At 61.0% G+C, this 26,982-nt stretch carries 20 protein-coding genes; 9 read left to right on the top strand and 11 right to left on the bottom strand.

The window, feature by feature from the left end; translation table 11 throughout:
• The first annotated feature begins 51 nt into the window (after positions 1–51).
• From bcsA to EQW76_RS07390, 4 genes are read left to right on the top strand one after another with little or no spacing between them, the layout of a single operon-like run.
• The gene (gene bcsA / locus EQW76_RS07405; RefSeq protein WP_142823788.1) at positions 52–2,244 is read left to right on the top strand and encodes a UDP-forming cellulose synthase catalytic subunit; all 2,193 of its coding nucleotides are present in this window, start codon (positions 52–54) and stop codon (positions 2,242–2,244) included.
• Positions 2,241–4,667, top strand: a complete 2,427-nt coding sequence (locus EQW76_RS07400; protein WP_142823787.1) for a cellulose biosynthesis cyclic di-GMP-binding regulatory protein BcsB — start codon at positions 2,241–2,243, stop codon at positions 4,665–4,667. Before bcsA ends, EQW76_RS07400 begins: the two co-directional genes overlap by 4 nt.
• Positions 4,664–5,716 carry a glycosyl hydrolase family 8 gene (locus EQW76_RS07395; RefSeq protein ID WP_142823786.1) on the top strand — a complete coding sequence of 351 codons (1,053 nt, stop codon included), beginning with the start codon at positions 4,664–4,666 and terminating at the stop codon, positions 5,714–5,716. Before EQW76_RS07400 ends, EQW76_RS07395 begins: the two co-directional genes overlap by 4 nt.
• Complete coding sequence (locus EQW76_RS07390) at positions 5,713–7,998, top strand: tetratricopeptide repeat protein (protein WP_142823785.1); 2,286 nt, start codon at positions 5,713–5,715, stop codon at positions 7,996–7,998. Before EQW76_RS07395 ends, EQW76_RS07390 begins: the two co-directional genes overlap by 4 nt.
• 27 nt (positions 7,999–8,025) lie before the next feature.
• Here EQW76_RS07390 and EQW76_RS07385 read toward each other — a convergent pair whose 3' ends face one another.
• From EQW76_RS07385 to EQW76_RS07375, 3 genes are all read right to left on the bottom strand, one after another.
• Positions 8,026–8,835, bottom strand: coding sequence for a PhnD/SsuA/transferrin family substrate-binding protein (locus EQW76_RS07385; RefSeq protein ID WP_142823784.1), 810 nt, complete (start codon positions 8,833–8,835; stop codon positions 8,026–8,028).
• 104 nt (positions 8,836–8,939) lie between these two features.
• Complete coding sequence (locus tag EQW76_RS07380; protein WP_142823783.1) at positions 8,940–10,043, bottom strand: mannitol dehydrogenase family protein; 1,104 nt, start codon at positions 10,041–10,043, stop codon at positions 8,940–8,942.
• Entirely contained in the window at positions 10,040–10,948 is a 909-nt protein-coding gene (locus EQW76_RS07375; protein WP_142823782.1) for a GntR family transcriptional regulator, read from the bottom strand. The genes EQW76_RS07380 and EQW76_RS07375 overlap by 4 nt, the downstream gene beginning before the upstream one ends.
• 224 nt (positions 10,949–11,172) lie before the next feature.
• Between EQW76_RS07375 and EQW76_RS07370 the strand changes: the two genes are divergently transcribed.
• From EQW76_RS07370 to EQW76_RS07350, 5 genes are all read left to right on the top strand, one after another.
• Positions 11,173–12,678, top strand: coding sequence for an altronate dehydratase family protein (locus EQW76_RS07370; protein ID WP_161990927.1), 1,506 nt, complete (start codon positions 11,173–11,175; stop codon positions 12,676–12,678).
• 33 nt (positions 12,679–12,711) lie between these two features.
• Positions 12,712–13,731 (top strand): aldo/keto reductase, encoded by a 1,020-nt coding sequence (locus EQW76_RS07365; protein WP_142823780.1) that lies wholly within the window; start codon positions 12,712–12,714, stop codon positions 13,729–13,731.
• Between the two features lie 307 nt (positions 13,732–14,038).
• Positions 14,039–15,019 carry an ABC transporter substrate-binding protein gene (locus tag EQW76_RS07360; protein WP_142823779.1) on the top strand — a complete coding sequence of 327 codons (981 nt, stop codon included), beginning with the start codon at positions 14,039–14,041 and terminating at the stop codon, positions 15,017–15,019.
• Positions 15,020–15,140: 121 nt separating this feature from the next.
• A complete protein-coding gene (locus tag EQW76_RS07355; protein ID WP_142823778.1) occupies positions 15,141–16,694 on the top strand; it encodes a sugar ABC transporter ATP-binding protein in 1,554 nt (517 codons plus the stop codon).
• Positions 16,695–16,720: 26 nt separating this feature from the next.
• On the top strand, positions 16,721–17,692 hold the full coding sequence (locus EQW76_RS07350) for an ABC transporter permease (RefSeq protein WP_142823777.1): 972 nt from the start codon (positions 16,721–16,723) through the stop codon (positions 17,690–17,692).
• 20 nt (positions 17,693–17,712) lie between these two features.
• On the opposite strand, the gene EQW76_RS07345 is transcribed toward EQW76_RS07350, so the two are convergent.
• The 8 genes from EQW76_RS07345 to EQW76_RS07310 are packed head-to-tail and all read right to left on the bottom strand — an operon-like array spanning position 17,713 to position 26,940.
• Positions 17,713–19,044, bottom strand: a complete 1,332-nt coding sequence (locus tag EQW76_RS07345) for an O-antigen ligase family protein (RefSeq protein ID WP_142823776.1) — start codon at positions 19,042–19,044, stop codon at positions 17,713–17,715.
• Positions 19,041–19,988, bottom strand: a complete 948-nt coding sequence (locus tag EQW76_RS07340) for a glycoside hydrolase family 16 protein (protein ID WP_161990926.1) — start codon at positions 19,986–19,988, stop codon at positions 19,041–19,043. Before EQW76_RS07340 ends, EQW76_RS07345 begins: the two co-directional genes overlap by 4 nt.
• 26 nt (positions 19,989–20,014) lie before the next feature.
• Entirely contained in the window at positions 20,015–21,889 is a 1,875-nt protein-coding gene (locus EQW76_RS07335; RefSeq protein WP_142823774.1) for an acyltransferase family protein, read from the bottom strand.
• A 57-nt stretch (positions 21,890–21,946) separates the two neighbouring features.
• A complete protein-coding gene (locus tag EQW76_RS07330; protein WP_142823773.1) occupies positions 21,947–22,600 on the bottom strand; it encodes a hypothetical protein in 654 nt (217 codons plus the stop codon).
• 15 nt (positions 22,601–22,615) lie between these two features.
• Positions 22,616–23,539, bottom strand: a complete 924-nt coding sequence (locus tag EQW76_RS07325) for a DUF6492 family protein (RefSeq protein WP_142823772.1) — start codon at positions 23,537–23,539, stop codon at positions 22,616–22,618.
• Positions 23,540–23,593: 54 nt separating this feature from the next.
• The gene (locus EQW76_RS07320) at positions 23,594–24,709 is read right to left on the bottom strand and encodes an acyltransferase (RefSeq protein ID WP_203452797.1); all 1,116 of its coding nucleotides are present in this window, start codon (positions 24,707–24,709) and stop codon (positions 23,594–23,596) included.
• Positions 24,710–24,730: 21 nt separating this feature from the next.
• Positions 24,731–25,918 carry a glycosyltransferase gene (locus tag EQW76_RS07315; protein ID WP_224129199.1) on the bottom strand — a complete coding sequence of 396 codons (1,188 nt, stop codon included), beginning with the start codon at positions 25,916–25,918 and terminating at the stop codon, positions 24,731–24,733.
• Between the two features lie 5 nt (positions 25,919–25,923).
• Complete coding sequence (locus tag EQW76_RS07310) at positions 25,924–26,940, bottom strand: glycosyltransferase family 2 protein (RefSeq protein WP_142823769.1); 1,017 nt, start codon at positions 26,938–26,940, stop codon at positions 25,924–25,926.
• Positions 26,941–26,982 lie beyond the last annotated feature (42 nt).

Raw genomic sequence — 26,982 nt, 5'->3', positions numbered from 1 at the left:
TCGCCATGATCGCGTCGTGCTTGAGTGTTGACTTGAGGTAAAGGAATAACCATGCGCAAAGCCGCCAGTATCCTGATCTGGATGATCGTCGCGGTATGCGTAATTACCCTCATCACCCTGCCGATCAGCCTCCAGACGCAATTGATCGTCAGTGTCACGGTGGTCATCATCATGGCGCTGATCAAGCTGTTCCAGGGCGAGGGAAAATGGCGCCTCGTAGCGCTCGCCTTCGGAAGCTCGATCATTCTGCGCTACGTGTTCTGGCGGACGACCAGCACCTTGCCGCCAATCAATCAGCCTGAAAACTTTATTCCGGGCTTCCTCGTCTATCTCGCCGAAATGTACAGCGTGATGATGGGCGCGCTCAGCCTGTTTGTCGTTGCCATGCCGCTGCCGCCACGACCCTCTCGTGCCGCCACCGAGGGCAAGTTTCCGCATGTCGATGTGTTCGTGCCGACCTACAACGAAGATGCGGCGCTTCTCGGCAATACGCTGGCGGCGGCCAAGGCCATGGACTATCCACCCGAGAAGGTCACCGTCTGGCTGCTCGACGACGGCAGTACACTGCAAAAGCGCAATGCCAACAACATCCTCGATGCGCAAGCCGCTTCCCTCCGCCACATCCAGTTGCAGGAACTGTGCGAGCAACTCAGCGTTCGCTACATGACCCGCGATCGCAACGAGCATGCCAAGGCCGGCAATCTCAACAACGGCATGCAGCACTCGACGGGCGAGCTCATCGCCGTCTTCGATGCCGACCACGCGCCGGCACGTGATTTCCTGCTCGAAACCGTTGGCTACTTCGACGACGATCCGAAGCTCTTCCTGTGCCAGACACCGCATTTCTTTCTCAATCCAGACCCGATCGAGCGCAATCTGCAGACGTTCGACCACATGCCGAGCGAGAACGAGATGTTCTACGGCATTATCCAGCGCGGTCTCGACAAGTGGAACGCCTCGTTTTTCTGCGGCTCTGCTGCCGTCCTCAGGCGCAAGGCGCTGGCTGAAACCAACGGATTCAGTGGCGTCAGCATCACCGAGGACTGCGAAACGGCGATCGAGCTGCACTCGCGAGGCTGGAACAGCATCTATGTCGACAAGCCGCTGATCGCGGGCCTCCAGCCGGCGACCTTTGCCAGCTTCATCGGCCAGCGCAGCCGCTGGGCGCAGGGCATGATGCAGATCCTGCGTTTCCGCTTCCCGCTCTTCAAGCGCGGGCTCTCCCTGCCGCAGCGGCTTTGCTACATGTCGTCGACGCTGTTCTGGCTCTTCCCGTTCCCACGGACGATGTTCCTGTTCGCGCCGCTGTTCTATCTTTTCTTCAATCTCGAGATCTTCACCTCGTCGGGCGGCGAGTTCCTGGCCTATTCGCTCGCCTACATGGTCGTGAACATGATGATGCAGAACTATCTCTACGGCTCGTTCCGCTGGCCTTGGATCTCAGAGCTTTATGAATATGTGCAGACGGTGCACCTGCTGCCGGCGGTGATCTCGGTCATCCTCAATCCGCGCAAGCCGACATTCAAGGTGACGGCCAAGGACGAATCCATTGCCGTCGCGCGCCTTTCCGAAATCAGCCGACCGTTCTTCGTCATCTTTGGGGTTCTGCTGGTAGCTTTCGGAATGGCGATCTACCGCCTTTACGCCGAGCCCTACAAGGCAGACGTGACGCTGGTCGTTGCCGGCTGGACCTTGCTCAACCTAATCATGGCCGGCTGCGCTCTCGGCGTTGTCTCCGAGCGCGGCGAGCGGTCTTCGTCGCGGCGGGTGCGTGTTAACCGACGGTGCGAATTCGGCGTCGACGGACGCTGGTATCCGGCTTCTATCGAGGACGTATCCGTTCATGGTGCGAGGCTGCACGTCTTCAGCAAGACCTTCGATCCGCTGGGAGTGGACACTCGCGCGACGATCAAGTTCAGGCCCTACAGCGGCGCCCAGGAAGAGACATTGATCGTCACCGTGCGCAACACCCAGCCTAGCGGCGAAATCACGGCGATCGGCTGCCTCTACAATCCACAAAGCGCGCTGGATCACCGCCTGATCGCGGATCTGATCTTTGCAAACTCAGACCAGTGGACGCAATTCCAGCTCTCCCGTCGCCGCAATCCCGGGCTGATCAGGGGAACGATCTGGTTTCTCGGTGTATCGGCCTACCAGACGAGCCGCGGGCTTGTGTATTTCTTCCGCAGTTTCAAAGGCAAGCCCGAGGAGCAGATCCAGCCAGTGAAGGCGGGCGCACAATGAGGCCGGGTCGTATCGCGGTCGTAGCCGCGCTCGCTACAACATGGCTCGCGCCATTTGCCCTCGCGCAGACGACGCCCTTCGACATGACGCCTGAGCGGCCGAAGGGTGCAGCACCCGCGAGCCCATCGGTTCAGCCGGCACCCGCCGCGCCTGCCGCGCAGCCGGCCATACCGCCCTTTACACCCGTGCCGACCACCGCAAAGCCACCACCCGTGCCGACCGCCGCGGCCCCGCCAAAAAGCGCAGGTACTCCGGTTGGCAAGCCTGTCACGACCGAGCGCTTCAGGCGCTTCCTCGTCCCGGCTTCGGATCTTGGCCTGAACGGCGAAATCGACAAGAAGACATGGTCGATCTATCTGACACCGGCGCAAGCGGCCGCTCCGGTCAAGCTCAACCTCGCCTATCAGAACGCTATCGTCGTCGCGCCCGAAGCGTCTCAACTGACTGTTCTCATCAACAGCCGTTCGGTCGGATCGACGCCCATACGTTCTTCCGAAAAGCCGGAAGAGCTCAGCTTCGACGTGCCGCCCGGGCTGTTGCAGGCAGGCTCCAACCTGGTGAGCTTCGAGATGCAACAGCGCCACCGGACGGACTGCAGCATCTCCTCGACCTACGAACTCTGGACGGATATCGACCCGAGCCGCACTTATCTGAGTTTTGGCGGTACGGAAGCCGCGCGGCTGGTGAGCACCGATGGTGTCCGCGCGGTGGGCGTCGACGAAAAGGGCGCGACTGAATTCGACTTCGTCGTGCCTGGGCTTGCCCAGCCTGGCACCACGAAACCGCTCATGCGACTGGCGCAGGGCCTTTCGGTACTGAGCGGCATGCCCAACCAGTCCTTCAACTTCCAGACCGCCGGCCTGCCAGCCTTGGCACCGGGCAAGCTCACTGTTCTTGTCGGGACGGCAAGCGAACTGCAGCCACTCTTTCCGTCACTGCCACCGGCGGCACAAGTGGCCCCTGTGGCAACGTTCGTCAACGATCCCCGTAGCGGCGGACCGGTTCTGCTGGTCACGGGTCCTTCGTGGCAATCGATAGACACCGCCATCGACAGCCTGGTCACATCGACTGACCGGGCAGTGGACAACCGCCGCGACGTACTGGCGACGCAGCGATGGCAGGCACCCGATGTGCCACTGATTTTCAGCAATACTATCCTGCCGTTTTCGCAGCTTGGCGTCTCCACGACACAATTTACCGGACGCCGATTCCGCACAGATTTCGGGATCGGCGTACCGGCCGATTTCTATGCCAACGCCTACGGCGAGGCGACCATACTGCTTGACGCTGCCTATTCCCCCGACGTCCTGCCCGGCAGCCATATCGACGTATTCGTCAACGGAAGCGTTGCCTCGACCGTGCCAATCACCAACAAGGGCGGTGGCATTTTCCGGCACCTGCCGATCCGTGTTACGCTCCGACACTTCAAGCCCGGGCTAAACCACGTTGCGGTGGAGGCCGCCCTTCTGACGAGCGCCGACGCCGCCTGCGCTCCGGGCTCGAACGCATCGGCAACGCCACATTTCGCGCTGTTCGATACATCGGAATTCCGCATGCCTGACTTCGCCCGCGTCGGCCAGCGTCCCAATCTCGCGGCAACCGGCGGCACCGGCTATCCCTACGGCCTGATCGAGAATGTTCTCCCGGTCTATCTCGACCGGGTGGACGCCGATACGCTGTCCGCATCGGCGACCTTCCTCGCGAGGCTGGCCCTGATGGCTGGCCGACCCATTCCCATCGAGGTCGCAACCTCGCCCGCCGGGATCGGCGATCGCAACGCGCTGTTCATCGGCCCCATTTCGCAGATCCCGCCGACAGCACTCACGCAATTGAATATCGCGCCGGCAAGCCAGGTCAGTTGGAGACCGAATACGGCTGGAAAGCCGGCAGATGTGGATACCGGCGCAACGTTCGAGCAGTGGCGGTCCATGGTCAGTGGCGGAAGTTGGACCGGGCAGATCTCCGCGTTCGAGGAATGGATGCGGCGGAATTTCGATATTTCCTTCAGCTCCCTGCGGTTCGCACCGAGTGCCGAGGCAACGTTCATGCCGAGCAACGCTGCGACAATCATGGTCGCGCAGGGCGCCAGTCCGGATGGCAACGGAACCTGGACCATCGTCACCTCGCCAACGGCTGGCGACTTGCGATCCGGCCTGACTGCTCTGTCCGCAGAGGACACGTGGCCGGAGCTTTCCGGTCGCATCACGACTTATGCGGCAGCAACCAAGAAGATCGAGACGGTGCCGGTGGCGCGGTTTGCCTTCGTGCCGACGCAAGATTTCTCCTTCTCCAACTACCGGCTGGTTGCCGCCAACTGGCTGTCGACCAACATCCTTTCCTACGCCTTGCTCTTTGCAGCCCTGACGATGCTGATGGGGCTTGCGACTGCCGCGCTTCTATCCAATCTCGGACGGCGCCGATGACTTTGAGGCAGGTCGCCGCCTGCGTCATCGGAGTGCTGTTCTTCTTTATCTGCGACAACCCGGCCGGAGCACAGGAGCCGATGATACAGACGCAGTCCTGGCAGGCGTACAAGGCGAAGTTTCTCGATCCCTCCGGTCGCATCGTGGACGACGGAAACGGCGGGATCAGCCACAGCGAGGGACAGGGCTACGGACTGCTGCTCGCCTACCTCTCCGAAAGCCCCGCAGATTTCGAGCAGATCTGGTATTTCACGCGAACCGAGTTACTGATCCGCGATGACGGGCTTGCCGCCTGGAGCTGGAGCCCCGATAAGACCCCGCATGTCGACGACATCAACGATGCGACCGATGGCGACCTGCTGATTGCCTACGCGCTGGCGCGCGCTGGCGCGGCCTGGGGCCGGGCAGACTATACGCAGGCGGCAACGAAGATTGCGGCGACGCTGCTCGACAAGGCGGTCGTCGAAAGCGGCGGCCGGACATTGCTGCTGCCGGGCGTCTCAGGCTTTGCGGCGGCCGACCGTGCAGATGGACCGGTGATCAATCCGTCCTACTGGATCTTCGAGGCCTTTCCTGTGATGAATGGCCTGGTGCCATCGCCGAAGTGGCAACAGCTTTCGGATGACGGCCACGTCCTGATTTCGCAGATGCAATTCGGAAAAGAAAAGCTGCCGGCAGATTGGGTGAGCCTGAAGAGGCAGGCTAAGCCCGCTGAAGGCTTCGTGCCGGAGTTCGGCTATAACGCAATCCGGATTCCGCTCTACCTAATGCGCGGCGGCATCGACGACAAGGATCTGCTGGGTCGGCTGCAGTCTGGAATGAGCGCTGCCGACGGCTCTATCCGGCTTATCGACCTCAACAACGACAGCGTCAAAGCTACGCTGGACGACCCCGGTTATCAGATTATTAACCATACTATGGCCTGTATGCTTGCGGGGACGAAACTCCCAGCGTCGGCCAAATCATTTGTTCCGACTTTGTATTTCCCGTCCACGCTCCACTTGCTGGGGCTTGCCTTTGTTGCGGAAAAGCATCCGGAGTGCCTATGAGACCGTCACTAGTCCTGTTGTCGGCGACGCTCATCATGACGGTGGGCATAGTCGGACTCAAGGACCGCTCGCAGATCGCCGACAGGGTGTCAGACCTGTTGGGCACGAACACGCCTGGTGAGATACCCCAGCTGATGCGCATGGGGCGTATCACCGGCCCTGACTTTCATCCCTTCGACAGGCCGACGACAGAGCCGGAACTGGGGCGCGATGTGGATACTGCACAGGCCGTGGAACTCGCCCAGAATACCGCAGCTTCCGATGCGCCGGCAACTGCCGCCGACCAGCCTTCCGCGGTCTCGCAGGCCGCATCTCCGCCACCGAACCCGCCTGCCGCTGCCCAACCGGCGATCGACGAGAGCGCCCTGCGGTATTTTGCCAGCCGCGGCGACAAGGCGCGGCTGCAGGCCGAAATCTCCAGGCTGCAGGCCCTCTATCCGACATGGACCCCACCGGCCGATCCGCTGGCCGTGCCACAGAACCAGGACAAGCAGCTGGAATCGATGTGGCAGCTCTATTCGGAGGCACGCTATGCGGAGGTGCGCAAGGCAATCTCCGACCGTCAGGCCGCCGAGCCGGGCTGGCAGCCACCTACGGACCTGACCGAGCGCCTGAATGTCGCGGAGGCTCGCACCCGCCTGATCAACGCTTCAGATCTGAAGCAGTACGAGACCGTCGTCAGCGTGGCCTCCGAAACCCCGAGCTTGCTGACCTGCAGCGAAGTCGATGTGCTGTGGCGGGTGGCGGATGCCTTCGGTCACATCGACCGCCTGACCCGTGCGCGCGACGCTTACATGTACGTCATGAAAAACTGCACCAATGCTGCCGAGCGGCTGGCGACGATCCAGAAGGCCTCGGCGCTGCTGCCTTACGGCACCATGCAGGACCTGATGGCGCAGGAAAAACCAATGGCCGATGGGACGCGGGAATTCGAGAGTATCCGCGACGACCTCGCCCGCCGTTTCGTGGCCGAGGCCAATGCCGACCCCAAACTCGTGATTGCCCCCGAATATCTGAGCCGCCTCGAGCGCCTGAGCGAGACGCAAGGACTGGCGTCCGATGCGCTGCTGCTCGGCTGGTACAACTATCCCCGGGGCGACCTCACGAATGCGGAAAAGTGGTTTCGTCTTGCGCGCACCAAGGAGGACACCGCGTCGGCATCGCAGGGGCTTGCCCTGACCCTGATTGCCCGCAAGTCTCCGGAGGAGGCCGAGGAGGTCATGTTCAAGTGGCGTGACGACTCCAAGGATGCGAATGCCACCTACCTCGCGGCGGCAGCAAACCTCTTGGCAATCGACCCACCGGTTATCCTCAAGGTCGACGTCCTGCAGCGGATCGCTGGCGCGGTCCTCAAGGCCCGCGATGTGCCCAGCGCACAGCAGTTCGGCTGGTATGCGCGCGGCCTCAACCAGCCACAGACGGCGGCACAGTGGTTCCGGACGGCGCTCGGGTGGAAGGCAGACGATGAGCCTTCCGCCTACGGCCTGACCATCACCCTTGCCCAATTGAACGACAAGGCTGGCGTCATGGATGTCCAGCGTCAGTGGGCCGGGCGATCCGAGCGGATCGCCATGCTCCGCGACATCGGTGCAGCCCCAAGGCAGGCCCGTGTCGATGGTGGCGAGACGCAGGCGATCGAAGCTGCGCCCCAGGGCACCAGACGGCAGCCACCGGCACCGGTTCGCGAGACAAGCTATCTCTCGTCTGCCCCGCGACAGGAGGCTCAGGTCGTAAGGGTAAGGGAAGCCCGCAGGCCTGCTGGCACCGGCTGCACGACGACCGTCGATCCCGCCATGCTATCGCCAGAGGCGGCACTCCCCCGCGCCTGGTGCCTGATGAGCAAGAAGCGGCCGGCCGAAGCAGCGGCAACCTTTGAAATTGCGCTTCGCAGCCCGCTGCCGAAGGATCGCCAGGACGCCGCGTACGGGCAGAGCCTCGCCTACCTGCAGCTCAATCTCGCCAGCAATGCCGCCGTCTCCGCAATCAAGGCGCCGCAGAGCCGCGAGCGGGCGCTGAGCCTGCAAGTGGCAATCCTCACCAAGCGCGCCTCGTCCGCCTATGACGAAAAGCGGTATCGGGAGGCCATTCTTTATCTCGACCAGCTCAACCAGATCCAGCCCGAGCAGATCGGCCTGATGGTGCTGCGCGGCTACGCCTACCTGAACCTCAAGCGCTATTCCGATGCCATCCGCATCTTCGAGGCTGCAGCCGCCACCGGCGACCATGATGCCATCACCGGCCTGACCAATGCCCGAAACGAACAGGCGCATCCCTCGAACTGATCGTCGTCGGGTGAGACCTACTCGAGATCAGGCGATGACGGGATAGCCTAGCGACGCGGCATCGCGTGCCAGTTCGGCGAGACGCTGGTAGGCGCTTTCGGGCAGGACCTCGAAACGTCGAAGCGACAGGACTTCCCTGACTTCAACGAGTTCCGTTGCCAAAGCAACCTCATCCAGAACGAGCCTAATTGCCGCTATCTCGTCGTCCGTCGTCCTGATCGACGTGATGAAAGGCAGGCCCGGGCCCTCCGGGGTCTCGGCAAGGATGCGTACATTGGCAAGCCGATCCGGATCGAAGCGGAGCGTGTTGCCGAAGGTGACGCAGTCGATAGCGGCCACGTCGGCCTTGCCGGAGGCGACGGCTTCGATGCTGGCGAGGTGGCCACCGGTCTCGATTACGGAGCCGAAAAATCTGCCGTCTCGCGCAAGCGGTGCGATAGCTGCGCGAAAAAGGTTGCTGCCGGAGTTCGAGCCGGGTTCGTTGATGGCCGCAGTCAATCCGCGCAGATCTTCCAGGCCCGTGGCAGGACTGGTTCCGGCGACGATGATCTTGCTGCGGTTGAGAGGTCCGTTGCAGCCCGGCAGATCATAAACGGGGGTTGCGAGCAGGCGGACACGACCAAGCAGCTTGGTTACGAACGGGAAGCCGCAGGTCTGCGCCACCAGCAGGTCTGGACGCAGCCAGGCCTGATCGTAGACCACAAGCCTGTCCAGATCGTCCGGGACACCATCGAGCCCTAGCTGGCGCAACCGATTTCGGAGATAGACCCATAGTGCGTCGTTGGCAGCAGCAACCGGGGCTGGCGTGGTGTACATGGCTAGGCTTGCAAGGCGCATGGTGCATCTGTCCGACGGCTTCAGGAGCAGATGTGATACACGCCGTTCGAAGCCCTTGACCAGAGGAAACCGTTGCCGGCTACCCTGGACACTCCGGGAAGCAGCTACGCTTCGGCGTTAGAGCGGATAATGGCTTGCAATGTCGGCGCGGGGATGCCCGACCATTCCACGAAACCCTCGAAACGTCTGCGAATTTTTTCGACATGGTTCTGGGCGATGTCGGAAAGCTTGTGGTCGAGAAACGGATTGTCGAAGCGTTGCAATGTCGCGACCACATAGGCCTCCGCCTCGACCTCCATTTCCTTTCGCGCAAAACCCGGAACGACTTCGGTCTCGTAGAGCGACAGGAGGGCGCCTCGGGTTTCCGGATCGCCAAGCATTTCGCGCACGGTCATCGCTTCCGTGCGGCCCTGCTCGATCCAGCGACTGGCGAGATAGGTATGGCCGAGGTTGAGGATGAAGAGTTTGAGTTTCTCGTAAGGCTCGATGTCATCAGCCACGACGATATCCGGATGGACGCAGGGCAAGGCCTGCCCCGGCATCCTTTGTATCGCCCAGAGAGCGTAGGGCTCGGCAACTGCGCCTGCCGGTGACAGCGACTCGGAGACGATGCGGTCAACCAGGGTGTTGCAGAAGATTACTTCCGTAGCGAGCCACGCATTGAAGGTGTCGTCCGCGTACCAGCGGGAGGCAAGTCCGGTCACGATAGCTCGCAACGCCTCGCCATTCCTGCTGATCAGCTCGCAAGGCAGGATTGTCAGACCTGCCCGCCCTGACCCGAACCGACGATGCAGCAAAACCGTCAGTTTTCCGGGGAAGGACACCGGCATATCCGCCGGGAGCGTCGCGGGCTCGAGGGAAATATCGTATCCCCGGTCTGCGGTGTTGCAGATAACCAGTTGGACTTCCTCGACAAACACGCGCTCGACCTCTGCCCAGTCTGCAGATGCGGAGAGTGCCCGCCTGACGCTAGTCACCTGCTGTAAGCGGTCCACCGGGCGGCCCTCTTCAATGCCACGGATATGGACAGGAAAGCCGCTTTCGACGGCGAGCCCCTTGAGGCGCTCGGCGCGCTCGCTTGCACCTGTCGTCTGCACGACGGTAATGGGCCCGAGGGCTTCGCCTTTCTCCATCGCCTCGCTGACGAAGAGATCGGCATGGGCCTGGAGAAAGCGGCTGGTGCCGAACTGCATTATGGGGGTCTTCACTTTGGGTTTCCTTCCTCGCTCGGGGCCTGCGGTATCGATTGCAGCAATGTCTGCCGGGCAGACCTCAGGTGATGACGGCAAGCCTCATCGATACGACCGATGTCGCGCGATTGCAGGGCGTCGATATAGGCCAGATGCTCGGCGATCGCCCTGGCATTCCGTTCCCGGGCCTGTGCCTTGTTCCACTGGTAGTGGTAGTGAAAGACGATGGCGATGACGTCGTAGAAATCGGCGATGAAACGGTTGTTCGAGGCGCGCTGGATCAGCAGGTGAAATTTCTCGTCGAGTTGTGAAAAGTCACGATATCGTTCGTCAAAGTCGGCAAGCAACTCGTCGTGCTCCTTGCGGATGGCGGCAAGGCTTGCCCAGGCCGGATGATCGGCCGGCAGCCGCCCGAATTCCGCTGCCGAGTGCAGCTCGAACATTTCGCGGACGTCAGCCAGTTCCAGCGCGAACTCGCGCGTAAAACCCTTCAGCGTCCAATGGCTGTTGGGGCGTTTCTCTATCAAGCCGAATCGCGAGAAGCGAATGAGGAACTCGCGCACGCTGGTCGTGCCTGTGCCGATTTCGCGGGCGAGTTCCAGCTCGTTGATCTGCATGCCCGGCTGGGCTTCGTCCGATAATATGCGCAGCATGAAGCTGCGCTCGATGATGTCGTGCAGCGAGTTTGTTTCCTGCTCGGGAAACAGATCGGCTGCCACAGGCGGCCGGAGAACCGTCTTCTCGCGTTTGTTCCACTGGATGATACCGACCTCGCTCAGCCGCAGGAGAATTGCGCGCGCAGTGCTGCGACTGATGCCGAGCTGGGCCGCGATATCAGGCTCGGACGGCAACGCGGCATGCGGGACAAGCGTCGCCGCATAGCGATTGAACGCTTCCTTGAACACCGTATTTTGTCTGGCCATGCCGACCCCCTGCTGCCTGCACGACCCCGCGCAGCTCGGCCACCTCTTAGGGCGGCAAAGCTTGCTTGGCCAGTGTAGCGCGCCTTTTCACAAGCGCTTGTTGTTGGCGCATTCTCCCTCGTCAGCGGCATATTCCCCGTTGACTTCAAAATGTTTATTGTAGATAAAAAACAAAATCAATGCGCGATTGCCAATGCAGCAAGCGCTTGGACAGGGAGACGAAGTTGAACAACCAGCCTTGGATCATCTTGTCCAACGGGGACAATGTCGCCGTTGCGACTGCACCGATCGCAGCGGGAACTGCGTTTAGCGGACTGCTGACGACGCGCGAAAAGATCGACCCAGGCCACAAATTCGCGCTGAAGGATCTTGGCTTGGGCGAAGCTGTGGTCAAGTACGGACAGGCAATCGGCCGCACGACGGCAGAGATCAAGGCCGGCGATCATGTGCACAGCCATAACCTCCATTTCGAGAACGACCGGCTTTCCGTGACGGCAGCAGCGGCGCCGGAGCCGGCAACCGAGGCTGAAAAGGCCCGGACGTTCCAAGGCTACCGCCGCGCCGACGGACGAGCGGCAACGAGAAACTATATCGGCATCCTTGCCAGCGTGAACTGTTCCACCACGGTTTGCCGAGCCATCGCAGAAGAGGCAAACCGGACGCTGCTGCCGCACTATGATGGTATCGACGGGTTCGTACCGATCGTCCACGATCAGGGCTGCGGAATGAGCTCGACCGGCGATGGCATGCATATCCTGCACCGGACACTGGCCGGCTACGCGCGTCACGTCAATTTCGGTGGCGTGCTGATGATCGGGCTTGGATGCGAGGTCAATCAGCTGACGCTCTACGGTCAGAGCGGTGCCGGTGCCAGCAAGCGTCATTTCAACATTCAGGATGCCGGTGGTTCGCGCCGTGCCGTCAATCTTGCCATGGGCGTGCTCAAGGAAATCTGCGAGGAAGTGGGCACCGCTCGCCGCGAGCCGATCTCCGTCAGCGAGATCATCATCGGCCTGCAGTGCGGCGGCTCGGACGGCTTTTCCGGCATCACCGCCAATCCTGCACTGGGGGCTGCGGCAGATATCCTAGCTGCTGCCGGCGGCACCGCCATTCTGTCGGAAACCTCGGAAATCTACGGCGCAGAACACCTGCTGCGCAGCCGGGCGGTGAGCGAAGAGGTCGCTGCCAAGCTCGATGCCAAGATCACATGGTGGGAAAAGTATGTCGCCTTGCACGGCGCATCGCTCGATAACAATCCGTCGCCCGGCAACAAGCGCGGCGGCCTGACGACTATCCTCGAAAAGTCGCTTGGCGCCGTCGCCAAGGGTGGCCGGTCACCGCTAACAGACGTGTATGGCTATGCCGAACGGGTCACCGGACGCGGCTTGGTGTTCATGGATACGCCCGGTTACGACCCCGTATCGGCAACCGGACAGGTTGCCGGTGGCGCCAACATGATCGCGTTTACCACTGGACGTGGCAGCTGCTTCGGATCGCGACCTGCTCCGTCATTCAAACTGTCCAGCAACTCCGCGCTCTACAAGGCGATGGAAGAGGACATGGATATCGACTGCGGCACGATTGCCACCGGCGAGACGACCATCGAGGCCAAGGGCCGCGAGATCTTCGAGCTGATCATCGAAACGGCATCGGGCAAGAAAACCAAGAGCGAAGCCTTCGGCTATGGCGACAACGAGTTTGTGCCTTGGCATTTGGGTGCGACGCTTTAAGACTGAAGATCTGCAATCGTCTGAGGAGAGATGATGAACAGGAGGAAAATCGGCAGGACGGCGCTCGAAGTCACCGAAATCAGTTTCGGTGCCGCGGCGCTCGGCGGTCTGTACCGCGCCTGCCCACGCGATCAGGCTATGGAGACATTGCAGGCGGCATGGGATAGCGGCATCCGCTACTTCGACGTCGCACCGTGGTATGGCCTCGGCCTTGCCGAGCGCTATGTCGGGGATTTCCTGCGCGACAAGCCGGATGGCAGCTACGTATTGTCGACCAAGGTCGGCCGATTACTCCGGCCGGTGCCGACCGGGACGGTCCCCGACTACAGCTATGTCGACCCGCTCTCCTTCGATGCTGACTACGACTATTCCTACGACGGCATCATGCGTTCGGTCGACTTCAGCTATGCACGCCTCGGCCTCAACCATATGGACATCCTCTACGTCCACGATATCGGTGCCTACACCCACGGGCGGGCCGCAAACGAACATCATCTCGGACAGTTGCTCGGCTCCGGACTGAAGGCGCTGGAGCAGCTGAAATCTTCAGGTGCCATCTCCGCCTACGGTCTCGGCGTCAACGAAGTTCCGGTCTGCCTCGACGTCATGCGCGCCGCCCCGCTCGACTGCATTCTTCTGGCCGGACGCTACACGCTGCTTGATCGCTCGGCAGTAGCGGAACTGATGCCGCTCTGCCGGACAGCGCAGACCTCGCTTGTCATCGGCGGAGTGTTCAACTCCGGCATCCTGGCAACGGGGCCGGTTCCCGGTGCAAATTTCGACTATATGCCGGCGACGGAAGAAGTGATCGAAAAGGTCGCAGCGATGGAAGCCATAGCCTCGAAAAGCGGTGTTCCCCTGGCGGCACCGGCGCTGCAGTTTCCGCTGCAAGATCAGCTCGTTGCGTCGGTGCTGATCGGCACGGGAAAGGCTGCAAGCCTGCATCGCAATATGGAAAACTTCGCGCAGCCGGTTCCGGAGAGCATCTATCCGCAATTCGAGCCCTACGTGCTGGTGGCACCGCCGCTGGGAGAAGATGGTGTGCGGGTGTAGCGCTGCACAGATTACCGGGCCGAAAGCGCCACAACGACTATTTGGAACATATATTCCATCTTGACACCTTCGTGGAATTTATGTTTCGTTGAGACAACTGGCCGTGGGGAGACGGCCTTGGAGAGGGAGGAAAAGGTACGGACGCCGTCCGTTTTTCAAAACAGTTCGAGCCACCATTGGCGGACACGCCGGACGCGGGCTCCCTTTCGCGTCAAACAATCACGAGACTACCGAAAAAGGTCGTCCGCATGCGTTCAGCGGCGCGATTTATCTGGAGGAGAACGCACCTGAGAGGAGAACTCACATCATGAAATCCATTCTTTCCCGCCGTGCATTTGCCGCCCTTGCCGGCGCTGCCGTCCTTGCCACAGCGATACCTGTCACGTCCTTTGCAGCCGAAGTGACGATCCCGATCATCGTCAAGGACACTACGTCCTTCTACTGGCAGATCGTGCTCGCCGGCGCCCGCAAGGCCGGCAAGGATCTCGGCGTCAAGGTGCCGGAACTCGGTGCCCAGGCTGAAACAGACGTCAACGGCCAGATCAGCATCCTGGAAAATGCCGTTGCCGGGAAACCCGCTGCAATCGTGATCTCGCCAACCGAATCCAAGGCGCTCGGCAAGCCTGTCGATGAAGCCGCCAAGGCGGTTCCGATCATCGGTATCGATTCCGGTGCCGACTCCAAGGCGTTCAAGTCGTTCCTGACGACAGACAACACCCAGGGCGGACGCATTGCTGCCGACGGTCTTGCCGCTGCCATCAAAGGCATGACCGGCAAGGAAGAAGGCGATGTCGTCATCATCACCAACACACCTGGTGCCGGCTCCCTCGAGCAGCGCCGCGCCGGCTTCCTGGATGAAATCAAGACCAAGTATCCGGGCCTCAAGGTTGTTGCTGACAAGTATGCCGACGGTCAGGCGACCACTGGTCTCAACATCATGACCGACCTGATCACGTCTAACCCGAAGATCGTTGGCGTCTTCGCCTCCAACCTGATCATGGCGCAGGGCGTCGGCCAGGCAATCGCTGAAAACAAGCTCGGCGAAAAGGTCAAGGTCATCGGCTTCGACAGCGACGACAAGACGATCGGCTTCCTCAAGGACGGCGCCATTGCAGGCCTCGTGGTTCAGGACCCCTACCGGATGGGCTATGACGGCATCAAGACCGCACTCGCCGTCTCCAAGGGTGAAAAGGTCCCCGCTACGGTCGACACAGGTGCCAACCTCGTCACCAAGGCAAACATGAGCGATCCGAAGATCGATGCGCTCCTGAACCCGAAGCTGAAGTAACAGCCATCACCGGAGGCCGCGCGGACACCCGCGCGGCCTTTCCACCCAAAGACAAACCGACTTTGAAGAAATGCGAAAAGCGCCTTTGAAAGGCGTTTGATGCAGTGGAGAGGATAGGACCATGGCCGGATTGGAAGAGGTCAGTCATCGCCACGATGACAACGCCGCCCTCAAGGAAGCAAACCGTGTTCCGCCGGGATCACCCATTCTCGAACTGAAGGCGCTTCAAAAGAATTACGGCTCGGTACAGGCCCTGAAGCCCGCGACACTGACATTCCTCGCCGGCGAAATCCACGCCATCGTCGGGGAAAACGGCGCCGGCAAATCGACCCTCATCAAGCTTCTGACCGGCGTCATCGGCAGGACGTCGGGCGAAATCGTGTGGTGCGGACATCCGGTCGCGCTGGCGACGCCGAACGAGGCGATCGAGCGCGGCATCAATGCCGTGCATCAGGAAGTCGTGCTGTGCCAGCACCTTTCGGTCGCAGCCAACCTGTTTCTGGGCGACGAAGTCAGCCGCTTCGGCGTGATGCGCAAGAAGCAGATGGAGACAATGGCGCAGACGGTGCTGAACGACCTCGGCTTCGGACTGCCCGCCGCAGCGCCGCTGAATTCACTGACGATCGGCCAGCAGCAACTCGTTGCCACGGCGCGTGCGGCGATGCGTGGTACGCAATTCCTGATCTTCGACGAACCTACCGCCTATCTGACGCGGCAGGAATCGGCCCAGCTTTTCAAGCTCATCCGCCGCTTGCAGGCCGAGGGCGTCACCATCGTCTATATCAGCCATCGCATGGAAGAGGTGTTCGAGCTGGCCGACCGCGTATCGGTACTGCGCGACGGGACCCACGTCGGCACGCGCCTTATCGGCGAGACGAACGACGAAGAGCTGATCACCATGATGATCAACCGCTCCATCGAGCAGATCTACCACAAGGAAGAAATCCCGATCGGCGAGACGATCCTCGACGTTCGTGGCCTATCCGGGCCGGGCTTCAAGGATGTTTCGCTGACAGTCAAGGAGGGCCAGATCGTCGGCCTCTACGGGCTGATCGGCGCTGGCCGCAGTGAATTCGTACTCGGCCTCTATGGCCGCGAGAAGACAACTGCCGGTGAAATCCACTGGAAGGGCAGCAAGGTCGACATCAAGAACGAGCGGAGCGCCATGGCGCTCGGCATTGCGCTTGCCCCAGAGAGCCGGCGCGACCAGGGCCTGTGCCTCAATCTGCCGATTGGCCTCAACATCAACCTGCCGGTATTCCAGCGCCTGAGCATGGGGCCTGTCATCAACCGCAGCAAGGAGGCTGCCAATGCCGACAAGCAGATCCGCGACCTCAGCATCAAGACGCCTACCCGGCGCGTGCCCGCCGCCAGCATGTCGGGCGGCAACCAGCAAAAAGTGGTGATCGGCAAATGGCTGAGCCACGGCGCCAAGCTGTTCATCTTCGACGAACCGACCGTCGGCGTCGATGTCGGCACCAAAGCGGAAATCTACCGGCTGTTCGCAACGCTTCTGAAGCAGGGAGCGGGCATCATCCTGATTTCCTCATACCTGCCGGAAGTCTACGAGCTGGCAGACAGGCTGCACGTCTTCCGTAGCGGCCAACTGGTGGCAAGCCATGATTTCCATGCCGCATCGCACGAGGAAGTCCTCGGCGAAGCCATCGGCGCGTGAGACATAAAGATTAAGGGAAGAATTCGATGACAGTTACTCCTACAGAAACCGTAGCGCCCGTCCCCCGCAAGCGGATGAACATGCTCTTCAGCCTGACGCTGATCGGATTGCTGTTTTTCCTCTGGCTGGTGCTGGCCTTTGCGACCGACAGCTTCTGGACGTCGCTGAATATCAGCAACCTGCTGCGTCAGGGCTCGATGACCGCAATCCTGGCACTCGGCCAGACATTCGTGATCATCACCTCCGGCATCGATCTCTCGGTCGGCGCCATCGTCGGCTTCGCCGGGGTCATCATCGCCTGGTTGTTGCAGGCTGGTTTTCCGGTCTGGGTGTCGATCATCATCACGCTGCTGTTCGGCACGGCGATCGGCGCCTTCCACGGCTTCGGGATCGTCCGCATGGGCTTGCCGCCATTCATTATCACGCTGGCGACGCTCACTTCGCTGCGCGGCATAGGCCTGCTCATCACCAACGGCTCTTCGATCAACATCACCAATGAAGCCTTCAGCAACTTTGCCCGCGCGGATTTCCTCGGCGTGCCGAGCCTGTTCTGGATGGTTATCATCATGGCTGTGCCGGCCTTCGTCTTCCTGCACCTCAGCCGCTGGGGCCGCTATCTCTTTGCCGTCGGCTCCAACCCGGAGGCGGCGCGCCTTTCGGGCGTCAATGTCAGGGGCATGATCTACCTTGCCTATATCCTCTCGGGCACTTTTGCAGCCTTCGTGGGCATTCTGCTTGCCTCGCGTATCGCTATCGGCAATGCCACCCAGGCCGACGGTTGGGAGCTGCAGGCCATTGCCTCGAGCGTTATCGGCGGCACAAGCCTGTTTGGAGCCGTGGGCACGGCCTACGGCCCCCTGATCGGCGCCTTCATCCTCGCCACCATCAACAACGGTGCCAACCTGCTCAACCTGAATTCCTTCTGGCAGCGCGTCATCACCGGTTTCCTGATCATCCTGATCGTCTATTTCGACCAGCTGCGCCGGCGTCGGGGTTAATTCCCGGGCCGTCCTGAGACTTACGGCGCCAGCAGGGCATCCTCGTCGGTCGCGACCTGGGATTGCCGCTGGCGCCGCAATACTGCACGCTCTGCCCGGACCCTGGCGGCAAGCAGCAGCGAGAGGAAGAAGCTGTCGAGGCTGGCATTGTATCCGACACGGCCCTCCACCATGCCGCCGACGATGATGAGAAAGGCGCCGATTGCGCAGAGCCGCGCCTCGAAGGTCCTTTTCTGGAACGGCAGGACGAAAGCTACGTAAAAGAGCGCGGACACGAACAGAAACAGCCCGACCACGCCGCCGTCGCCGACTACTGCGATGAAAATGTTATGCGGCTGGCGAATGGAGCCAAGCGCGGCCAGTTGGTAGAACAGGTCTTCCGTCACCGGAGACACGGAGGTAAAGGCCCCGGGACCTTGCCCCAGGAACCAGTGGTCTACCACGCGGGCGAGATAGGCCATCCAGATATCCGTTCGTCCCGTCAGCGTGGCATCGCGACCGAATGCGCCGGTAATCGGGACCCAAAGGAAATAGACGCCCACCGCCAGCAGCAGGACCGTGCCGATCAGCGCCGCCGATCCGATAAAGGGCGACAGCCGCGACCTCGACATGGACATCAGCAGCACATAGTAACCGATGGCGGCAAAGGCGACGGCAAGCGACCCCTTCGAGTCCGAGCCGACTAGGCAGATGGCGGCAACCAGAAACAACAGCAGGCTTTTCCAGCGGCCGACGGCCTTCGAGAAGAAAAAGGCGAAGACGGCGGCCCACATGGCAAGGGCGCCGAGATAGTTCTTCTGCTGGAACGCTCCCTTCCAGACGCTGGCGCCGCCGTAGACCTCCGTGCCGGCTTTCGGGACAGCGATGACCAGCACGATCGACAGGATGAGGATTACGGTCAGATAGAGTGACATCACCCGGGCCATGAGGTTGGCAGGCAAGAGCAGGCCGATAATGGTGCCGCTGAGCGCCATCAACAGCCAGAAGATCTCGATGCGAAACGAGTTGATGAACGAGTAGCCCTGGATGCCGGAGATCATCCCCATACCGACAAAAGGCAGGAACGGCATCAGTGCCGTGCCGACAGCTTTGTAGGAATGGGAGGTGAAATAATAGAAGATGGCGATGCTGATCGACAACCAGACACCATAGCGGAAGGGCACGCCGAAGGGCTGGACGCCCTCCAGGTCTTCCTGCGTCAGATCCACCCCGCCCCAGTACCAGGCACCGGAGAACTGGATCAGGCAGAGAACGAGCAGCACGACCAGCCCGAGCCTTACCAGCACGGGCAAGTCGCGCTCTTTCATCGAGACCGGTGTGTAGACGTCTTCAGCCATGTAGGCCTGCGTCATTTACTTGCTCCCGGGTGTGGCAACCCGTCGATCTGGTAGGCAGCAATCTTGTCGATCTGGAAGGCGGCAGGCAGCGGCGTTTCCGCATCCGCCACACCGACCATCTTGCCGCCGATTGCCAGGTTGACGATCATGTACATCGGTATGTCATAGCCGGGTGGTGTTGTCAGGACCTGTACGGGCTTGCGATCGATATACCAGGTCAGGCGATCCGGCTGCCAGAGCACACCGAAGGTATGGAAACCCGTGGTCGCCTGCGCAAAAGGCACACGGCAGCCGGAATGCTGATAGGCGCCGGTACCGCCGGCCTTCCAGTGGGCGGTCATCACCATCTTGTCGGACTGCTGGCCGACAACCTCGAGAATATCCAGCTCAGGCGGCCATTTGTTCTTGTCGGTCGGCAGCAGCCAGAAGGCCGGCCAGAGCCCCTTGCCAGCCGGGATCTTGGCGCGCATTTCGAAATAGCCGTAGGTCTGGGAGAACGACTGGCGGGTCGTCAGCACACCCGAAGTGAACTGGTAATTGTAGAGCGCCTGCTTGAACTGATCGGGGGTACGGTCGCCTATGATCGAGAGCACGCCGTCCTTGATCTTGAAGGGATTGATACCGACCGGCTTCTGTCCCTGCCCCTTGTAGCCCGGATCGACGTAGATTTCCTGCTCCTTGTTGCCCTGCAACGTGCGCTTTGTCATCCAGCTGTAGTCGCCATCGTAGTGCGGCGTCCATTTCTTGTCGGAAAGGTCCAGCTTGTCGAAATTGTCGAAGAAGGTGCGGGTGAGGTGCACGTCCGGCACGTCGCCGGTGGCGGTCGCCGGCTGGCATGTCGCGGTCGCCGGCTTTGAGGAAACGGGCAAAGTTATCGTCTCCTCCGCGGCCCAGGCCTGGGCGCCAAAAGAGACGAAGAGCAGACCGGTGGCGAAAGCTTTCAGAGGGCTGTGGCTCATGGGGTAATCCTCGATGATTTTCGACTTCAGTGAGGCATCAATTCCGGTGCAACACGGCGGGCAAGGACAACGGATCCCGACGCAGTCAGATGGCCATAGTCCCACTGCATCGGCACGCCGGAGTCGGTGGTCGTCTGACATGTGGCTGTGCCGGGCGGGCAGAGCAGGTCATAAATCGAAACGTAGGTCGCACCTGTTGTCTTCAGAGCAGTGGCGAACTGTTCGTCGATAGTCTTCATGGCGGGCACCCGCCTCTCCTGGGCAAGGTCTGCCGATCCCCAGAGCGCCTGCGTGGTCAGAAGGCGCGCCAGTCCGATCTTGTATTCCGGGATCGGCCCGAGAACGTAGACCCGGCTGCCGAAAGACTTGAGCCGATCTATGGTCGCAAGCAGGTCCGGCAGGTCGGTTGCCACCCAGCGTGCCGAGATGATCACGGCCTGAGGATGCTGTTTGCCGAGCGTGTCATAGATACCTTCCATAAAGGCGCGACAATTTTTAAGCCCGTTGCCCGAGATCAGCGGCTTGCAGCCCGACGACGTCGCTTGCATCAGATTGACGTCGGTCATCGTCTTGCTGAGACCGCTCCACCAGTGGGCACCGTGGCTGTCACCGATCAGAACGTAATTCGGCTTTGTGTCCGAAAAGCGAAGGCAGGACTGCGTGTCGTAATCGGCCGGCGTCTGCAATTCGCCATCGAGGAAACAGGTACCACGGCGGTAGGCAGCACGGTCATCATATTGCAGGTAGGTCGCCAGCCGGTCGACCTCGGGCGAAAAGCGCAGCGGCAGGCCGGACGCCACGATGCACCAGAGGCCGAAGACGATACCGAGCGCCGAAATCGCGAAATTCGCGATCCACAGCCGCCTTGGCGGCACGGCAACACGATCACGGGCAGGCTGCTCGACGAAACGCCAGGACACATAGGAAAGAACCGCCGTAATTGGCGCGACGATGACAATGTCCTTAGGCTCGAGCGGCCTCTCGACAAACAGATGATAGAAGACGGCAACCGGCCAGTGCCAGAGATAGAGCGAATAGGAGAGCAGGCCGATGAAGACGATCGGCCTGAGCGACAGGAGCCGGCTGACAAGGGTTGCCGGACCGGAGCCGGAATAGATGACCAGCGTCGCCCCGAGCACCGGAGCAAGGGCTGTCATGCCCGGAAAGGCCGTCGTCGGCTTGTAGAGGAGACCGGCGGCAAGGATCAGAAACAGACCCGCCGCGCCGGCACCCTCGCGCAGGATGCGCTGCGGAAAGACGGGGATCTTTGCCAGCGCCAGCAGCGAACCGGCCAGCATCTCCCAAAATCGCGGCGGAGAGAAATAGAAGGCCGCTGGCTGCTGCGTGTGCATCAGCCAGAGCGCGAGGCCGAAGGAAAGGACAGCCATGACGGCGATAGCTGCAGTGACGAAACGCGGCAGGAAGCGATAGAGGCCGAGCAGGAGCAGCGGAAAGAAAATGTAATATTGCTCTTCGACAGCCAGCGACCAGGTGTGCAGCAGCGGCTTGGTCTCGACATCGCTGAGGAAATAGCCGCGAAAACCGTAGAAGTAGAAGTTGGAAGTGAAGGTCAGCGTCGAAATGATGCTTTTCGAGTAGTCGATCAGTTCCGACGGGTAAAGCAGCACGAAGGCGGCGACGGCCGACGCCACCAGCATGAAGGCAAGCGCAGGAAAGATGCGCCGTACGCGCCGCTCATAGAATTTGATGAAGGAGAACTGGCCGGCCAGCATCTCGCGGCTGATGATGCTGGTGATCAGATAGCCGGAGATGACGAAGAATACATCGACCCCGACAAAACCGCCGCGAAAAATACCTGACTGAAAATGGTAGAGGATCACCGACAAGACAGCGACGGCACGCAGGCCATCGATATCGCCGCGATATTTCACATTGCTCATTCCGCACTCGTTCCTTGACGTTGCCCAGGGCCCGATCTCACGATCGAGCGCTTACCCTCACCACGTCCGCTCGAATGAATAGACATCGGCATCGCTGCGCACGCGCAGCACCTTGGCCGGCAAGCCGCCGACAATGACGTCGCTCTCCGGAAGTCTTTTCGTGACCACCGCACCCATGCCGACGATCACCCGGTCGGCCACACCGCTGCCTGGGGCGAAGCGTACGGCGGTGCCGAGGAAACTCTTTTCGCCGATGACGATGTCACGGTTCATCGTGCCCGCGCCGTGCGTCAGGAATTGCGAGGCAAAGCCTGCGACCCAGGTGCCGTCGCCGATGGAGATGCTGCCAAGAATATCGAACAGGTGGCTTTCGTTGATCAGGCAATCGCGCCCGGTCTCGAAGCTGCGGGCATAGCCCATATGCGCCTGGCGCGGATCGGCAGCGGCGTCACCGCATTCGAAGCGGTTCCACCGGCCGATAAACGTGCCTTCGCCAAGCGTCACCGAAATGGGGCCCACGAAGCTTGTGCCGCGGCGAATGATGACATCGGGTCCGCAAGAAAAGCGGTCGACAGCGATGATCACGCCGAAGCCGATGCTTGCCCCCCGGCCCAGGCTGTAACCCATCAGCATACGGTATGCTCCCGCGCGCAAAGCCTTGTGAGGCAAGCGCGAGATGAGCATGGCGAGAATCTTGCGGGATCGGTTCATGCTGTTTCCTTGAAACTAGGCAACTTGCGGATCCAGGACCCGGCCGCTGATTGTCGCGATGGCTGCACGTCTTTCCGCGATGGGCAGCGGGTTCGTCGATTGGATGTGGACGGCAATATTTTCCGGCTCCATGGCCGCAATGATCGCCTCGACGTCGATCACGGCATCCGGCGACCAGACGGAGTTTGCGAGCTTCATGTCCTTGATCGGGCGCGGTTCGGCGACGGCGGCGATCTCGACGACGTATTCGCCGTAGAGAATGTATTCCGAGACGGTCTTGGCCTTGGCGATGGCGCGCTGCCAGTCCGGGCCCTTTGCCGACTGGATGCGTCTAATGAGCCCATCGAGGGTAGCGCGATCCCAGGGGATCAGCTGGCCGATATAGTTGAAATGCTCGGTCTCCCGGGGCTTGCCGACGCCGAGAAGCTCGTGCGCCGTCTTTCTCCAGAGCCGGTGCGTATCGAGATCGCGACCCCTCACATGCTGCTGCAGGATGAGCTGGCCACCGCTTTGCAGCGCTTCGAGCGAGAACGGGCGTACCAGGAAGACATCGCTGTCGGCAAAGATGAAGACGTCGGCCTTGGTAAGATCGCCCGCGCAGAGCTTGACGATCTGCTGCACCAGCCAACCGCTTATCCGTCCGACGCCGGGCAGATAATACTGCTCGCGGAGGCGCAGCGTCTTGCCGAATGGCAGCTTGATGATAGTCGGCACGGGAAGCCTGATGAACCCGTGTGGCCGCAGGATGCTTTCGCGCGCCATGACCCGGCGACGCGGCCCTTGCAGCGAGGCGAACAGCTTCATGTCGCTTTGGGGCACGATGACCAGGTGCTCGAAGTCGAACTGGCAGAAAGTATCGATGCTCCGGCAGAGGTCGACGGCGTTCTCGAAATCGTTGCGATAGGACGGCGTGATGATGGCGACCTTGGCGTTAGTCATGGATGGCTCCCGATAGCGTGTGGGTCGTGGCCGTATGAAGATAGCGAGCGCACGTCATCTTGGACCCACCGCCGGAACGTCGAAACTCTTGAGCGCCTTCGGCCCCCAGAAGCGCCGGTGCAGCCAGCCGGTCATTGGCCGTTCGAGCAACAGGTAGACGAAGGCCGCCACGAACATAGCAAAGCCACCGGCGACGAAGATGTAAAGCCAGGGGCTGTGGATGCCGATGCGCGGTGCAACAAGCGCCACCAGGTTGATCGAGAATGGATGCGACAGGTAAAGCGCGAAGGATGCATTGCCGCCAAACACCAGAACGCGCATCAGCGGCTTCAGGGCGTTGTCGAGCTTTTCATCGAGCAAGGCAGGTCCGGCGCAGGCGACGAAGGCGGGAAGCCCCATCCAGAGCGGCCGCCAGAGACCGCCGAGTTCGGTCAGGCCTGTCGACTTGAAGACCACCATCAGCAGCATGCCGGCGACGAACAGCGACCAGCCGGCCAACGCGCCGAGGCGGACGCCGCGGTCGCGCAGATGCGCCAGCGCGATGCCGAACAAGAACTCGAAGACGATAGGATTGGCCCAGAAAGCAAACGGTGGCGTTTGGACAACGTGAAAATACGGCAAGCCGCCGAGTACCAGGAGCGCCGCGATGACCCAGGTCATGCCCCAGCCCTTGCTGAAGAAAAGGCCTATCGCGAAGACGACATAGAACAGCATCTCGAAATTCAGCGTCCAGCCGAGGATCAGGACCGGATAGAAGTGGCCGTAAGGATCAGGCAACGGAATGAAGAGGAACGAGCCGACGATCTGTTCGAGAGACGGGCTGCCGTAGCGGATCGAGCTTGCAAACACCACCATGGCGCAGAGCATGGCGATGGTGAAGAACCAATAGGGCGGCGCGACACGGACGATGCGGCGCAGGATGAACTGAAGCGGCGCGCCCGGCTTTCCGAAGCTGTTGCGCGACAGGTGGTACATAATGAAGCCGCTGATGATGAAGAACAGGTCGACACCGCCGGCCCAGAAGACCGGATCGAATGGCTTGAAGTTTGCCGTATCGACAAATGACTGATCCATCACTTCGTGCTGGAGATGGCTGATCAGCACCATCATCGACGCCACGAGGCGAAGCACCTGAATTTCCTGGATTTGCTTCTTCTGGGGCTGCTGCAAGTGGGAAGAACCCTTCTGGGACTAGAGGGAGGAACGGGCTGGCGAAGGCAGGCCAGCCACGACGGCGCCGCGCTGGCGCATCGCCTCGTGATAAATTTCCAAGGTGCGCTCGCCGATGCTGGTCCAATCGCCGCCGGCGGTAATCCTGATCTCGGGACGGCGTTCGATGGCATCGGCAAGGGCTGCCGCAAGCGCATTGGCATCCGCCGGTGGCACCAGCGCGCCGTTGGCCTCCTGCATGTCTTCGGCAAAGATACCGACGTCGGATGCGATCATCCATTTGCCGGTCGGCTTTAGCAGAAAGTAGACACCGCTGGCATCGATCTGTCGGTAGGGAAAGAGGAAGCTGTCGGCCTCCTCGAAAAGCGACGCCATCTGGGTTTCGTCCAGCCGGCCAAGGCGCAATTCGACGACATCCTCCAGACCGAGGGCCGCAATACGCTGGCTGATCGGCGCCATGTCCATATGAGCGGCGCCGGCAATGACCACGCGGGCACGCTGACGGAGGGTCGGCGGCAATTGACCGAGCGCCTCGACCAACACATCCAGGCCCTTGTAGGGCTTGATCTGCCCGAACATAACGAACGTCCAGCGCGGATCGCGGATTGCACCCGGCGCAAGAGGAGCAGGTTCGACATTGAGCGTCAGCGGGCCATGCGGGACGATAGAGACCTTACCTTCGGCAATGCCGCGCGCAATCAGGTTCTGGCGAGCGCCGCGAGTGTGGACGATGACGTGGTCCGCAGCAGCAATCGGCATATCGAAGCCAGAGTTCTGCAGAAAGGAGATTTTCTCGCCATTGAATGGTACCGTGTCGTGGACGGTCATGATGACCGGGCAAACACGGCGCACAAGGCGCATCGCCAAGGCATCGAACAAAGGCAGGACGGCCCATTGCACGTGCATGACCGCCGGGCGGCGACGGTGGACATGGGTTACCAAGCGAACCAGATCGACGATGTGCGACAGGCCTTTGGCCAGACCGCGCAGCTTGTTCCATTTCGCGGGGATAGCTTCGACGCCGCGATAGAATGTAATGCCGATATCGGCGACGGTGATCTCGGATTGCTCCCCCTTGCGCAACGGCCGCGCTGCCCAATAGGGCGCGACACCGACAGCGCGCAGACCCCGCGTCAATCCGGCGTCGTAGGCCGGCGTGAACAGCGAGGGGTCGATCAGCAAGGCCCGCACGGGCGTTTTTTCCGTCACGGAATTCAAACAGCTTCTCCCAGCCCACGATAGGCCTTGTCCGGCTGCCACTGGGTTTCCCGCAGCGTCAGGATCCCGGTGATGAAGCCAAGTGCCCATGAGGCATGCATTGTAAAAGCGGCGGGCCCGGCCAGCAGGCCGCAGGCAGATCGCTTGTTGAAGGCGATGGCAACCGAGGTCACCGCCAGTACGAAGACATAGAAGGCCGGCACCATCAGCAGCAGTGGAAACAGCGGGCTCAGAACGATTGCCGCAGCGCAGGCACTCATGAAAGCCGGAACGGCGAACTGGCGGATCTTGAACGATGTCGGGTGACGGCGAACAGTGCGGGAGCGACCCTTGCCGTAATTGAAATACTGCCTGGCAAGTTTGGCGAATGTTGCTCGCGGCTGGTACTCGATGCGGATATCGGTATCGAGATAGATCTTGCCGCCGAGCGCGCGCAGCCTGCAATCGAATTCCGCGTCCTCGTTGTGGGTGAACGTCTCTTCATATCCGCCTGCGCGGCGAAAACTTTCCATCAGCATAGCGGCATGATGGCCGTGATCGACGAAACGGCTCTGGCGACCGCCCCGGTGCGCAGATCCACCTGAGCCTATCGGCGAGTCCGAAACCCAGGCAACGGCGCGCTGCAGGCAGCCGTTTCCGACTGAATCCATCGGCACGACGACGGAGTCTGCTTCGACCCCTTGCAGGCTATTGACCAGTGAGCGGAGAAAGCCCCTCGGGTAAGACGCATGTGCATCGCAACGAACCAACACGTCCTTATCCTGTCCAAACTGGCGCACGACGAGGTTCACGCCGGCGCTCTGGAGACGCTGCGGATTGTGAACGAGCGAAAGATGATCACGCTGCTTTTCGAGGCGTCGAACGACCTCCACCGTGCCATCCGTGCTTCCGCCATCTGCAATTACAAATTGTATATTGCAGTCGGGAAGATCGACGTAAAGCTGATCCAGGACAGCCTCTATATGAGCAGCTTCGTTCAGCGTCGGAATAGCAACCAAAACACTTCGAACCATCTAAATTCCCATCCCGCTTGGTTTCTCAGGTGGTGTTCCGAG

This window comes from Rhizobium sp. rho-13.1, from assembly GCF_007000305.1.
GTDB classification, from domain to species: Bacteria; Pseudomonadota; Alphaproteobacteria; order Rhizobiales; family Rhizobiaceae; genus Rhizobium; species Rhizobium rhododendri.
Note: the sequence above shows the minus strand (reverse complement) of the source record. Positions and strands in the feature narration are given on the sequence as shown.

What these genes read in the sequence shown, in the direction of transcription:
- bcsA (WP_142823788.1), top strand. Translation starts at nt 52, where the DNA reads ATGCGCAAAGCCGCCAGTATCCTGATCTGGATGATCGTCGCGGTATGC.
- EQW76_RS07400 (WP_142823787.1), top strand. Translation starts at nt 2,241, where the DNA reads ATGAGGCCGGGTCGTATCGCGGTCGTAGCCGCGCTCGCTACAACATGG.
- EQW76_RS07395 (WP_142823786.1), top strand. Translation starts at nt 4,664, where the DNA reads ATGACTTTGAGGCAGGTCGCCGCCTGCGTCATCGGAGTGCTGTTCTTC.
- EQW76_RS07390 (WP_142823785.1), top strand. Translation starts at nt 5,713, where the DNA reads ATGAGACCGTCACTAGTCCTGTTGTCGGCGACGCTCATCATGACGGTG.
- EQW76_RS07385 (WP_142823784.1), bottom strand. Translation starts at nt 8,835, where the DNA reads ATGCGCCTTGCAAGCCTAGCCATGTACACCACGCCAGCCCCGGTTGCT.
- EQW76_RS07375 (WP_142823782.1), bottom strand. Translation starts at nt 10,948, where the DNA reads ATGGCCAGACAAAATACGGTGTTCAAGGAAGCGTTCAATCGCTATGCG.
- EQW76_RS07365 (WP_142823780.1), top strand. Translation starts at nt 12,712, where the DNA reads ATGAACAGGAGGAAAATCGGCAGGACGGCGCTCGAAGTCACCGAAATC.
- EQW76_RS07360 (WP_142823779.1), top strand. Translation starts at nt 14,039, where the DNA reads ATGAAATCCATTCTTTCCCGCCGTGCATTTGCCGCCCTTGCCGGCGCT.
- EQW76_RS07355 (WP_142823778.1), top strand. Translation starts at nt 15,141, where the DNA reads ATGGCCGGATTGGAAGAGGTCAGTCATCGCCACGATGACAACGCCGCC.
- EQW76_RS07350 (WP_142823777.1), top strand. Translation starts at nt 16,721, where the DNA reads ATGACAGTTACTCCTACAGAAACCGTAGCGCCCGTCCCCCGCAAGCGG.
- EQW76_RS07345 (WP_142823776.1), bottom strand. Translation starts at nt 19,044, where the DNA reads ATGACGCAGGCCTACATGGCTGAAGACGTCTACACACCGGTCTCGATG.
- EQW76_RS07340 (WP_161990926.1), bottom strand. Translation starts at nt 19,988, where the DNA reads ATGAGCCACAGCCCTCTGAAAGCTTTCGCCACCGGTCTGCTCTTCGTC.
- EQW76_RS07335 (WP_142823774.1), bottom strand. Translation starts at nt 21,889, where the DNA reads ATGAGCAATGTGAAATATCGCGGCGATATCGATGGCCTGCGTGCCGTC.
- EQW76_RS07330 (WP_142823773.1), bottom strand. Translation starts at nt 22,600, where the DNA reads ATGAACCGATCCCGCAAGATTCTCGCCATGCTCATCTCGCGCTTGCCT.
- EQW76_RS07325 (WP_142823772.1), bottom strand. Translation starts at nt 23,539, where the DNA reads ATGACTAACGCCAAGGTCGCCATCATCACGCCGTCCTATCGCAACGAT.
- EQW76_RS07310 (WP_142823769.1), bottom strand. Translation starts at nt 26,940, where the DNA reads ATGGTTCGAAGTGTTTTGGTTGCTATTCCGACGCTGAACGAAGCTGCT.